This window comes from Streptomyces scabichelini (genome assembly GCF_011045015.1).
Lineage (GTDB): Bacteria > Actinomycetota > Actinomycetes > Streptomycetales > Streptomycetaceae > Streptomyces > Streptomyces scabichelini.
On record NZ_JAAKZY010000280.1, the window covers coordinates 1 to 12,258 of the forward strand.

Annotated in this window: 10 protein-coding genes; 2 read left to right on the forward strand and 8 right to left on the reverse strand. The window is 70.8% G+C overall.

Annotated elements, in window-relative coordinates; translation table 11 throughout:
* The 8 genes from G5C60_RS45555 to G5C60_RS45590 all read right to left on the reverse strand — a co-directional run.
* Nucleotides 1-1,076: zinc-binding dehydrogenase (locus tag G5C60_RS45555; protein ID WP_165269303.1), on the reverse strand; the 1,076-nt coding region annotated here is incomplete at its 3' end.
* A gap of 11 nt (nucleotides 1,077-1,087) precedes the next feature.
* A complete protein-coding gene (locus G5C60_RS45560; RefSeq protein ID WP_165269285.1) occupies nucleotides 1,088-2,476 on the reverse strand; it encodes an aldehyde dehydrogenase family protein in 1,389 nt (462 codons plus the stop codon).
* Between the two features lie 108 nt (nucleotides 2,477-2,584).
* Nucleotides 2,585-3,043, reverse strand: coding sequence for a DUF3574 domain-containing protein (locus G5C60_RS45565; RefSeq protein WP_165269287.1), 459 nt, complete (start codon nucleotides 3,041-3,043; stop codon nucleotides 2,585-2,587).
* Nucleotides 3,044-3,153: 110 nt separating this feature from the next.
* Nucleotides 3,154-4,389, reverse strand: coding sequence for an MFS transporter (locus G5C60_RS45570; RefSeq protein WP_165269289.1), 1,236 nt, complete (start codon nucleotides 4,387-4,389; stop codon nucleotides 3,154-3,156).
* Between the two features lie 74 nt (nucleotides 4,390-4,463).
* A complete protein-coding gene (locus G5C60_RS45575) occupies nucleotides 4,464-5,921 on the reverse strand; it encodes a CitMHS family transporter (RefSeq protein WP_165269291.1) in 1,458 nt (485 codons plus the stop codon).
* Nucleotides 5,922-6,043: 122 nt separating this feature from the next.
* Nucleotides 6,044-8,299, reverse strand: a complete 2,256-nt coding sequence (locus G5C60_RS45580) for a molybdopterin oxidoreductase family protein (RefSeq protein WP_420907473.1) — start codon at nucleotides 8,297-8,299, stop codon at nucleotides 6,044-6,046.
* Between the two features lie 191 nt (nucleotides 8,300-8,490).
* Nucleotides 8,491-9,111 carry a TetR/AcrR family transcriptional regulator gene (locus tag G5C60_RS45585; protein ID WP_165269295.1) on the reverse strand — a complete coding sequence of 207 codons (621 nt, stop codon included), beginning with the start codon at nucleotides 9,109-9,111 and terminating at the stop codon, nucleotides 8,491-8,493.
* Between the two features lie 64 nt (nucleotides 9,112-9,175).
* The gene (locus G5C60_RS45590) at nucleotides 9,176-9,730 is read right to left on the reverse strand and encodes a hypothetical protein (RefSeq protein WP_165269297.1); all 555 of its coding nucleotides are present in this window, start codon (nucleotides 9,728-9,730) and stop codon (nucleotides 9,176-9,178) included.
* Nucleotides 9,731-9,887: 157 nt separating this feature from the next.
* Here G5C60_RS45590 and hmgA point away from each other — a divergent pair, with 157 nt between their 5' ends.
* Together hmgA and G5C60_RS45600 are read left to right on the forward strand one after the other, a co-directional pair.
* Entirely contained in the window at nucleotides 9,888-11,204 is a 1,317-nt protein-coding gene (hmgA, locus tag G5C60_RS45595) for a homogentisate 1,2-dioxygenase (protein WP_165269299.1), read from the forward strand.
* 27 nt (nucleotides 11,205-11,231) lie between these two features.
* A complete protein-coding gene (locus G5C60_RS45600) occupies nucleotides 11,232-11,978 on the forward strand; it encodes a UTRA domain-containing protein (protein WP_165269301.1) in 747 nt (248 codons plus the stop codon).
* Nucleotides 11,979-12,258: the final 280 nt, after the last annotated feature.

Sequence of the window (12,258 nt, forward strand, 5' to 3'; positions counted from 1 at the left end):
GAACGGATCGCTCTGGAGGGCATCCCCGCCACCATGTTGTCGAAGGCGGCGGGGATGCCCTCCAGAGCGATCCGTTCCGTCACCAGCGTGCCCAGGTCGAGGCGGCCCGCGCGGATGTGGTCGGCGAGGACCGGGAGGTCGCGGGACGGGTCCGAGTTGCCGTACACGCAGCCCGAGAGCGTGCGGCCCCAGTGGAAGAGCTCCAGGGCGTTGAAAGTGACCTGCTGGTCCTTGCCGCCGATGCCGACGACCGTCGTACGGCCGCCGCGGCGGGTGGATTCCCAGGCAGTACGGATCGTGACGGCGCGGCCCACGCACTCGACGGCCACGTCGACGCCCTGCTTGCCGGTGAGGGCGCGGATCTCGCGGGCCGTGTTCTCGGAGGCGACGACGTACTCCGTCGCTCCAGCCTCGCGCGCGAGGGACTCCTTCGCGGGCGACACGTCGACCGCGACGATCGTCGACGCGTCCGCGACCCGCGCGGCCTGAAGCGCGGCGAGACCGACCCCGCCGACGCCGAACACCGCGACGGACTCGCCAGGTTGGACCCGCGCCGAGTGATGGACGGCGCCGTACCCGGTGAGCACGGCGCAGCCGAGCAGGGCCGCGTCGGTGAGCGGAATCCCGGCCGGTGCGGGCAGCACGCATCCGGCGGCCACCACGGTCTCCTCGGCGAACGCGGCGACGTTGAGCCCGGGGTACAGGTCCGTCCCGTCGGAGGAGCGCCTGGCGTACACGTTCCCCGCTCCCGTCAGCGCGTTGGCGCACAGCCACACCTCGCCGAGCGAACAGGCGTGGCAACTCCCGCAGGACGGCGCCCAGTTGAGGACCACGCCGTCGCCGGGCGCGACATCCGTGACGTCGGGGCCGACGGCCACGACGGTGCCCGCTCCCTCATGGCCGAGGACGGCGGGCACCGGCACCCGCATGGTGCCGTCCGACAAGGACAGGTCGGAGTGACAGACCCCGGCGGCGAGGCGCACCCGCAACTGGCCGGGGCCGGGCTCCGGCAGCTCGATCCCGGTGATCTCCAGCGGAGCACCGACGGCGGGCAGCACAGCGGCGCGAACCATGATGCGCAACGCTCCTAGAACTGGAGGGACTTGGTCTGGAGGTACTCGGACAGCCCGTGCGCGCCGAGTTCGCGGCCCACACCCGACTGCTTGTAACCGCCGAACGGGGCAAGGGGGTTGAACCGGCCGCCGTTGATGTCGACCTGCCCGGTGTCGAGGCGGCGCGCGAAGGCGACGGCCTCCGTGTCCTCGCCGGCCCAGACCGCGCCGGCGAGCCCGTACACGGTCCCGTTGGCGATGCGCACGGCCTCGTCCTCGTCCTCGTACGGAATGACCGAGAGCACCGGGCCGAAGATCTCCTCCTGCGCGATGGTCATCTCGGGCCGCACGTCGGCGAAGACGGTAGGGCTCACGAAGTAGCCCTGCTCGCGCGGTGATTCGGGCCCGCCCGCGACGAGCCGCGCGCCCTCCGCGACGCCCTTCTCGATGTAACCGCGCACGCGCGCCTGCTGCTTGGCGCTCGCCACCGGGCCGATCCGGTCGCCGTACTTCTCCGCGGCGGCCGCGGCAAGCTCCACCGCCTCGTCGTACTGCTCCCGATGGACCAGCATCCGGGTCCAGGCGCTGCAGGTCTGCCCGGAGTTGGACATCACGTTGGCGACGCCGATGTTGACGGCCTTGGCGAGGTCGGCGCTCGGCAGGATGACGTTGGCGGACTTGCCGCCCAGTTCCAGGGCGACCTTCTTGACGGCCGCGCCCGCCGTCGCGCCGATCTGCCTGCCGACGGCGGTCGAGCCGGTGAAGGAGACCAGGTCCACGCCCTCGTGCTCGGCGAGTGCCTGGCCGGCGACCGGACCGAGACCGGTGACCAGGTTGAAGACACCGGCCGGGACACCGGCCTCGTGCACCGCCTCCGCGAACAACTGGGCCGTCAGCGGGGTGTCCTCGGCGGGCTTGAGGACGACCGTGCAGCCGGCCGCGAGCGCCGGGGCGACCTTGGCGACGATCTGGTGCAGCGGGTAGTTCCAGGGCGTGATCGCGCCGACCACGCCGACCGGCTCGTGGTAGACGGTCGAGTTCCCGGCCCTCCCCTCGAAGGGGTGGGTCGCCGCCAGCTCGGCGTACGAGCCCGCCACCGCGATCGGCAGGCCCACCTGCACCTTCTGCGAGAACGGCAACGGCGAGCCGAGCTCGGCCGTGACGGTCTCGGCGATCTCGTCCTTGCGGGCGACGAGCACGTCCCGCAGGGCGGCGATGCGCGCCGCACGGTCGGCAGGCGGGGTGGCCGCCCAGCCCGGAAGGGCGGCACGCGCGGCCCGTACCGCGGCATCGACGTCCTCGACGCTGCCCGCCGGAACATGGGCAATCACCTGCTCGTCGGCCGGGTTCACGACGGCGATCGTGTCCGCCCCGGCGGCGGGACGCCACGCGCCATCGATGTACATGCCGTCGTGTGCCTTCATGTGATCCTCCCGAGAGGTTGGGCGTCGTATCCGCCGCCCAACCTAGCCGTCCGCACCCTAAATTAGCGATGATAGTTTTAGGCCGCCAGGCACGCTCGGGAGCGCGTCTCAGAAGTCCGCGCGCGTCGGTTCGTCCAGCCTGGCCACCGACTCCTGGCCGAAGGCCTTCTCGTACGCGTCCCGGACCCGCTCGATCCGGGAATCCGCCGTGCCGGACCCGGACCTCGGGTACAGCAGGATCAGCTCGTACGACCGCTCGCGCTCGATCGTGCCGCGCGCGTCCCGCCACTGGCCGCGCCCGTCCTGCACGGTCAGCCCGTCCGGGAAGCGCGGCGTGACCTCCCGGTCGACGAAGTCCATGAACTGCCGGTCGGTGACGGCGGGTCCGCCGTCGGGACGCTCGGTGCCGAAGAAGAGCCGGGTCTCGACGTACGCGGCGCCGCGCGCCGCCTCACGGGGCTTGTCGTCGGTGAGTGTGGCGTACGCGACCGGGGCGCCGGCGAACAGCAGGGCGGACGCCGTCGCGACGGCCAGACGGGTGTGGGTGCGGGTGCTGGGGAGGATCATGCCCGCATGACTAGCGGGGGTCGCTCCCCCGGGTCCGGGAGGCGCGCCGGGCCCGAGCGCCCGTACATCCGTACGCCCTTAGCCCTTCGCCCTTCGCCCTTACGCCTGGTTCAGCGTCTCTCGCGTTGCGGCGTGGACGACGTACGCCCGGCACGCTCGTCTTCCGGTTCGGCCCCGGCAGCCGTACGTCCCTGCCGCAGCCCGAGCCCCGAGGCGATCAAGAGCAACGCCCCGAGCATCACGAACGGTGCGGCCACGCCCGCGACTCCCGCGACAAGGCCCGCCGCGGCCGGCGCGGCGACCTGGCCCAACCGGTTGCCGGTCAGGCGCAGCGCGAGGGCCGTGGAGCGGGCGTCGTCGGGGGCGGCCTGCACGACCGTGGTCATGGACAGGGGCTGGCCGACGCCCAGGCAGAAGCCGAGGGCCGCGAGGATCACGGCCAGCGCCCAGACCGGGACCGGCAGCGCGATCCCCGCGCACAGCACGGCCCCCAGCAGACAGGTCGACGCGAGCAGCGCGGCCCGGCCGAGCAGCCGCAGCATCGGTGTCATCACCAGGCGGCACGCGATGGTCGCCGCCGCGCGCAGGCTGAGCAGCAGGCCGATCACGGCCGGCGAGATACCCCGGTGCTCGCCGACCACCGGCAGGTACGCGGTGAGGATGTCCGTCGCAGACAGCACGGCGAGGCTGATGAACATGCCCGCGGGTACGCCTCGGGTGCGCAGGATGCGGTGCACGGGGACGCGTTCGCCTTGGCGCGTACGGGACTTGGCCGGCGTACGGTGCTCGATGCGCCAGAGCGAGGTGAACGCGACCGCGGCTACCCCGGCCGCGACGAGCAGCGCGAGCGCGCTGCTGCCCGCCATGTCGGGGCCGCCGATCAGGGCGCCCGCGGCGATCGGTCCGACGAGCTGGCCCAGCGAGGCGCCGATGGTGAAGTGGCCGAAGTTGCGGTCCTGTTCGTGCGGGGCGGACTGGCGGGCCACGATCGACTGCGCGCCGATCACGAAGCAGAGGTGACCGAGGCCCATCACACCGCTCCACGCGGCCATCGCGAGCAGCGAGTCCGCCGTACCGCTGAGGGCGCAGCCGCCGGCGATCAGAACGACGCCGACGGGCAGCAGGGGCGCGCACCGGCCCTGATCGGTCCTGCGGCCCAGCGGTACGGCGACGAACAGCGGCATGAGCGCGTACACGCCCGCGATCACACCGACCGCGCGCTCGTCCGCGCCCAGCGCGAGGGCCCGGTAGGAGACGGCGGGCCGGGCCATCGACACCGCCCCCTGCGCGAAGCTGAAGGCGATGACGAGGCGGAGCAGCCAGCCGCGGTTCCCACCGGGCCTCACGGTGTCCTCCAAAAGGGATCACGAGAAGGGGATCGCAAGCAGGTGATCCCGAGAACGGGATCACGAGCACGGGATCAGATGATGCCGAACAGGATTCCCGCTCCGAGTACCACGAGAGAAGTGAGCGCAGCCCACTTGACCACGAACTTGGTGTGGTCGCCGAACTCCACCTTCGCCATACCCACGAGGACGTATACGGCGGGCACGAGCGGGCTCGACATGTGCAGCGGCTGGCCGACGAGCGAGGCGCGGGCGATCTCCAGCGGCGAGACCCCGTGCGCGGCTCCCGCCTCGGCGAGCACCGGCAGGACACCGAAGTAGAAGCCGTCGTTCGACATGAAGTACGTGAGCGGCAGGCTCAGGAAGCCGGTGACCAGCGCCATGTGCGGGCCCATGCCCTCGGGGATGCTGTCGACGAGCCAGTTCGCCATGGAGTCGACCATGCCCGTGCCCTGGAGGACGCCGGTGAAGACGGCGGCGGCGAAGACCATGCCGGAGACGTTGAGGACGTTCTCGGCGTGGGCGCCGAGGCGGGCCTTCTGGTCGGGCATGTGCGGAAAGTTCACGGTCAGCGCGAGCGCGGCACCCAGGATGAACAGGACCGGGATCGGCAGCCACTCCATGATCATGGCGGTGAGCAGGGTCACCGTGAGCAGCGCGTTGAACCAGTACAGCTTGGGGCGCAGCGTCGGCCGGTTGGGGTCCAGGCCCTGGAGCCGTACGTCGTCCTCGTCGTCCTCGGGAGCGTCCGCGTCCGTCCCGGAGCCCGCGCCACCGGTGGCCTTCGCGGCACGGCCCTTCTGGTCACCGGAGCCACCGGCACCGGCACCGGCACCCACCAGCACCGTCTCGGTCTCCGGCTGCTCCTCCTTCTCCAGGATGACCTTCTCCGACTCCAGGACCTCGTCCAGGCTCAGCACGCCGAGCCGCTTGCGCTCGCGGCGGCCGAGTACGTACGAGAGGAGGATGACGAAGAGCAGGCCGACGGCGAGGGCCGGGATCATCGGCACGAAGATGTCGCCGGCGTCGAGCTTGAGCGCGGTGGCGGCGCGGGCGGTGGGACCGCCCCAGGGGAGGGTGTTCATGACGCCGTTGGCGGTGGCGGCGACACCGGTCATCACGACGAGGCTCATCTTGAGGCGCTTGTACAGGGGGTACATCGCCGAGACGGTGATCATGAAGGTGGTGGAGCCGTCACCGTCGAGCGAGACGATCGCGGCCAGTACGGCCGTGCCGACGACGATCCGCAGGGGGTCGGCCTTGCAGAACTTCAGGATGCCCCGAACGATCGGGTCGAAGAGGCCGACGTCGATCATGACGCCGAAGTAGACGATGGCGAACATCAGCATCGCGGCGGTGGGCGCGAGGTTGCCCACCCCCTCGATGACGTAGTCGCCGAGGTTGGCTCCCTTTCCGACGAATACGCAGAAGAGTGCCGGGATCAGCACGAGCGCCGCGATCGGCGACATCTTCTTCATCATGATCAGGACCAGGAAGGTCGCGATCATGGCGAAGCCGAGGATGGTCAGCATGAGTGGGTACCTAACGTTCGCCCTTGAACAGCCACCAGGGCCGGCGGTTGGGGCGACGTTAGGGCGGTCATGCAAGCGTTAACAAGATGTTGACACGCGAGCAATAAGCGCAAAACTCCTGGTCACAGCGTTGTGCCTGTTGGCGAGACCTCGACGGGTATGCCATTGAGGACCGCGTTGCCCGACAGCGGGTCGAGCTGCGAGCCGTCGAGGAGCTGGTTGACGTTGACTCCCGGGTCCTCGGCGGCGTGGTGCATACGGGTGCCCGGCCGGTCGTGCCCCCAGCCGTGCGGGAGGCTCACGACCCCGCACCGGATGGCGTCGGTGACCTCGGCCGGAGCCGTCACCTCTCCCCCGGCGCCCTTGATCCGCACGGCGCCTCCGTCCGCGATCCCGAGACGTGCGGCGTCGTCGGGATGGATGTGGACGGTGCAGCGATTCGTACCGCCGGTGAGGGCGGGGATGTTGTGCATCCAGCTGTTGTTGGAGCGCAGATGGCGGCGACCGACGAGGACAAGGCCCTCCGGGCGCCGGCGCAGGGCGTCCCTGAGGCGCGGCAGGTCGTCGGCGATCGGCTGCGGCAGCAGTTCGATGAGCCCGCTGCGGGTCTTGAGGGGCCCCGGCAGGCGCCGTCGCAACGGTCCGAGATCGATGCCGTGCGGCTGGTCAAGCAGCTTGTCCAGGTTCAGCCCTTCCCGTCGGACGCCGAATCCGTCGCCGTACGGGCCGAGGCGCAGCATCATGTCGAGGCGCCGTTCGGGGCCGCTCTCGCCGGTGAGCTGTGCGGCGAGTTCGCGCGGGTCGCGGCCGTGCACCGGGGAGTGCGGTTCCTTGACGGCTTTGCCGAGGGTCTGGTCGATGACCATGTCGTCGACCGCTGAGGGGTCGGCGCCGTGCATGCCGGTCGCGGCGAGGACGAGCCGGGCGAGGATCTCGGTCTCGGCCATGCGGCCGGGTCCGAGGGGGACGGCGGCGCGGGTGTAGCGGACCTGGTTGCGTACGGCGAGGGTGTTGAAGGCGAAGTCGTGGTGCGGGCTCTGCGCGGGCGGGGGCGGCGGCAGCACGACGTGGGCGTGGCGTGAGGTCTCGTTCAGGTACGGGTCGACGCTGACCATGAAGTCGAGCGAGTCGAGAGCCTTGTCGAGGCGGTCGCCGTCGGGCGCGGACAGGACGGGGTTCGCGGCGATGGCGATGAGGGCACGGACGGGTTCGCCCTCGGCGGTGGCGGTGTCGATCTCCTCGGCGAGCGCCGCCATGGGCAGTTCGCCCTTGGCTTCCGGGTGCCGGCTGACCCTGCTGTGCCAGCGGCCGAGGGCGAATCCGCGTCCGGGTCCGACGGGGCGGGGCGTCTTGTCGGTGGCGGCCTGCGGGAAGAGGGCGCCGCCGGGCCGGTCGAGGTTCCCGGTGAGGATGTTCAGCACGTCGACGAGCCAGCTGGCCAGCGTGCCGTGCTCGACCGTGCAGCTGCCGATGCGGCCGTAGACGGCGGCGGTGGGCGCGGCGGCGAGTTCGCGGGCGAGCGTACGGATCGTGCCGGCGTCGATGTCGCATGCCTCGGCGGCGGCTTCGGGGGTGAAGTCCCGCAGCGCGTCGGGGAGTTCGTCGAGTCCCTGCACCAGTGGGGCGAGTTCGCCGAGGAAGGTGAGCTTCTCCTCGAAGAGGACGTACGCCATCGCGGCGAGCAGCAGCGCGTCGGTGCCGGGGCGGATCGGGACGTGCCGGTCGGCGAGCTTGGCGGTGCGCGTGCGGCGCGGGTCGATCACCGTGAGGGTGCCGCCGCGGGCCTTGAGGGCCCTGAGCTTGCCGGGGAAGTCGGGCGCGGTGCACAGACTCCCGTTGGATTCCAGGGGGTTGGCGCCGATCAGCAGGAGGTGGTCGGTGCGGTCCAGATCGGGCACGGGGATCGCGAGCGCGTCGCCGAAGAGGAGTCCGCTGGAGACGTGCTTGGGCATCTGGTCGATCGTGGACGCGGTGAAGATGCTGCGGGTGCCGAGGGCGGTGAGCAGGACGGGCGGGTAGAGGGCGCCGGCCATGGTGTGGACGTTCGGGTTGCCGAGGACGACGCCGACGGCGTGCGGCCCGTACGTCTCGACGATCGGCCGCAGCCCGGCGGCGACCGCGTCGAAGGCCTCTTCCCAGGTGGCTTCGCGCAGTGCGCCGTCCTTGCGTACCAGCGGGGTGCGCAGCCGGTCGGGGTCCGCGTCGACGGCTCCGAAAGAGGCACCCTTCGGGCAGATGAACCCCTGGCTGAACACATCGTCGCGGTCTCCGCGGGCACCGGTCACCCGGGTGCCCTCGATGGTGAGGGTCAGCCCGCAGGTGGCTTCGCACAGGGGGCAGATGCGCAGGGCGGTGCGGGAGTCGGAGGTGGTGGACACGGGTCCTCCCAGAGGGGTGGCGACGGTGGCACGCGGGCTGGGGCTGAGCATACCGACCGGTATGCACGCTGGGGAGGCCTCGCGAGGGTCAGGTCGCAAACTCGCGCTGTGCGCTCCGCGCGAAGTGCGGTTCGAGGCTGCGGGTCCGTCGTGGCTGGTCGCGCAGTTCCCCGCGCCCCTTACGGGGCGCTTCAGTCGAGCGACCGCGCCAGATACGACCGCAACAACTCCCGCGTCTCCTGGATGATCCGCTCGTCGCCCGACGGGCTGAGGCGGAAGGCGAGTTGGACGAGGGTGTCGGCGGCCTCGACGGCGACCAGGAACGTACGGTGGAGGTCTTCGTCGGGCTCGCGGTGGAGGTAGGCGGAGAGCATGTCGGTGAGGCGGTCGGCGACGCGGGTGTTGGGTTCGGCGTCGCGGGTGCCGACCGGGATCTGGTTGCCGAAGTCGACGAGGGCGAAGCCGGGCGCGGTGCGCTTCATGGTGAGGTACTCGTCGAGCACGGCGTCCATGGCCGCACGCCAGCCTCCGTCCCCGTCCGCCGCCTCGAGGCGGCGGGTGACGCGCTCGGCGTAGCGGTCGAGGTTGCGCTGGGCGAGTGCGTCGGCCATGGCGCGTTTGTTGCCGAAGAAGCGGTAGACGGAGCCGATGGGGACGCCTGCGCGCACGGCGACCGCGCGGGTGCTGAGGGCGTCGTAGCCGACCTCGTCGAGCAGGTCGGCGCAGGCGTCGAGGATACGGGTCAGTCGTTCCGCGCTCCGGCGCTGTACGGGCGCGCGGCGCAGCGATGTCGCGTGGGGCACGGGCATCATGATGCCTTTCCACCGGGGTCCGAGGAACCGTGCCCCCCAGTACGCCTGTCGGTGCCCCTTGCACTCATCCTGGGGCCGGCGCGGGCTCGGATGCGGTCGTCGTGGATGCCGGCCCGGGCTCGGACACCGTGATGTCCGCGGTGCTCTGGACGGGTTCGCCGTCGACGGCCCACACGGTGTCGTCGTCGGCGTAGAGACGCGCGGTGACCTGGTGCGTGCCCCGTGCGACGAGGCGGCCCGCGAGGTGGTGGGTGGGGTCGCGGAGGAGGGCGACGGAGCGGCCGTCGAGCCGCAGGAGGGCGTAGCCGCGCCCCTCCACGGCCACCTTCTTCGCGTCGGCCGGTGAGAAGCGGAAGTCGCTGACGGTCAGGCGGACGTTCCAGCCGTCGCGGGCGTCGGGCAGCACTTCGATCTCGACCTCGGGTGCCCGCTTCTTGTCGATCTCACGGTAGTTCCGCCCCTCTTCGTCCGTGTCCTCCAGCACCTTGCCCACCGGCGACGGCTTGACCCCGTCGTCCTCGCCCGCGTCGCCGGAGTCGCAGCCCGTCAGGCCGGCGAGCAGAGCGCCGAGCAGGGCACAGACCGCGAGCACGGCGAGGAATCCGCGCGTCCACGACATGTCCGGAGACTAGGCCACCGCTCTGACAGGCGAATCCCCCTGAAGTCGGGTTCTTGGGTACTACAGCGGTCTTGGCCGGATCGTGCGGCTCTCCTCTTGCGTACGGAAATCGCGAATCCTACGGTGTTGCATAGGAATCAGGAACGAGGGAGCGACCATGAGCGGGGATGCGCGGAAGACGGCCGAGGCATTGACGTACCTCTCGGGCTTCGGCAACGAGCACAGTTCGGAGGCGGTGCCCGGCGCACTGCCGATCGGCCGCAACTCGCCGCAGCGCGCACCGCTCGGGCTGTACGCGGAGCAGCTGAGCGGTTCGGCGTTCACTGAGCCGAGGGCGCACAACCGGCGTTCGTGGCTGTACCGCATCCGCCCGTCGGCCGCCCACCCGGCGTTCGCCCGCACCGACAACGGCACCCTCCGCACGGCGCCCTTCACGGAGACGGCGCCCGACCCGAACCGGCTGCGCTGGAACCCCCTGCCGGAGCCCGAGCCGGGCACGGATTTCGTACGAGGCCTGTGGACCCTCGGCGGCAACGGCGACGTGACGCAGCGCTCCGGTATGGCCGTGCACCTGTATCACGCCAACTCGTCGATGGAGCGGGTGTTCAGCGACGCCGACGGGGAGCTGCTGATCGTGCCGGAGCGCGGCGGGCTGCTGCTGCGCACCGAGTTCGGCCTGCTGCACGCCGAACCCGGGCATGTGGCGCTGATTCCTCGCGGGGTGCGCTTCCGCGTGGAGCTGCTCGACGAGTCAGTACGTGGCTACGTGTGCGAGAACTACGGGGCGCCCTTCGAGCTCCCCGAGCTCGGCCCGATCGGTGCCAACGGCCTTGCCAACGCGCGGGACTTCCAGGCGCCGGTCGCCGCGTACGAGGACGTCGAGGGCCCGGTGGAAGTGGTGAACAAGTTCTGCGGGAACCTGTGGACCGCGACGTACGGCCACTCGCCGCTGGATGTCGTCGCCTGGCACGGCAGCCATCTGCCCTACGTCTACGACCTGCGCCGTTTCAATGTGATCGGCAGCATCAGCTACGACCACCCGGACCCGTCGATCTTCACCGTCCTGACCTCGCCGACCGACACCCCGGGCCTGGCCGGCGTCGACTTCGTCGTCTTCGCACCGCGCTGGCTGGTGGGCGAGGACACGTTCCGGCCGCCGTACTTCCACCGGAACGTGATGAGCGAGTACATGGGGCTCATCGAGGGCGCGTACGACGCGAAGGCGGAAGGTTTTGTTCCGGGCGGGGGTTCGCTGCACAACATGATGTCGGCGCACGGGCCCGACCGGGAGACCTTCGACCGGGCGAGCGCCGCCGAGCTGCGTCCGCAGAAGGTCGACGACGGTCTGGCCTTCATGTTCGAGACGCGCTGGCCGGTGACCCTCACGGCGCAGGCGGCACGGGCGGAACACCTGCAACGCGCGTACGACGACGTCTGGCAGGGTCTCGAGCGTCACTTCGGCCCGTTGCACTGAACGCCCGTGACCGGTACGGATACCTTCGTGACCTCATTCGCTCCGGACTCGATCGTCCTGAACCGCAAACTGCCGCTCTGGTATCAGGTCTCGCAGTCCCTGCGCGCCTCGATCCTGGGACGGTCGCAGGAGGACCCGCTGCGTCTGCCCACCGAGGAACAGCTGGCGGGGCACTACGGGGTGAGCGTGCTGACGATGCGACAGGCGCTGAAGGAGCTGGAGGACGAGGGCCTGATCACCCGTCATCGCCGGCGCGGCACGTTCATCGAGCCCAGCGCCCAGCGGGGTGCGCCCGTGCGGTTGCTCGGCTCGGTGGACGCGATCGTGGCCCAGCAGTCGGGCATGACGACGGAGCTGCTCGGCCACGGCAAGGCACCCGTGTCGGCCGAACTCGCCGAGTACTTCCCTGAGCTGGACGAGGTGGCGACGTATCACCGGCTGCGGAGCGACGAGAAGACCGGCGAGCCGACGAACCACGCCCGCAACTACGTAAGGCCCGAACTGGCCGAACGCATCGACCTGGAGGACCTGGCCCGCTGGCCGATGACGAAGGTACTGCGGGACGTGGTGGGCATGCGCATCGGCCGCATCACCGACACCGTGGAGGCGCGGTTGGCCGATCCGGAGACGGCTCGGCTGCTTGAGGTGCCGTTGCTCAGCCCGATCCTGCACTACACGGGTGTCGCTCGCGACGAGTCCGGTCAGGTGCTGGATGTGGCGGTCATCCAGTACCGGGGGGATCGGTTCTCGTTCACGGTCACCCTTGACGCGTAGCGCTCCGCGGGGGGGTGCGGTTTTAAGCTGCGGGTTCGTTGTGGCTTGTCGCGCAGTTCCCCGCGCCCCTAAAAAGAAAAGCCTGCGACTTCCCGTACCCCGAAAAAGCCCGCACCCCCAACTACCCGGCCCCTCCCACCGGCGGGAGGGGTCGTGGGTCGGTGCGTCGTATGCCCGTCGCGTAGGGCTTGTCTCAGGAAACCCGCCCCTTGTACCAGCAAAGGGCCGTATGCCCACCCTGCGACGGGCTGACGCACCGGCCCACGACCCCGCACCCACC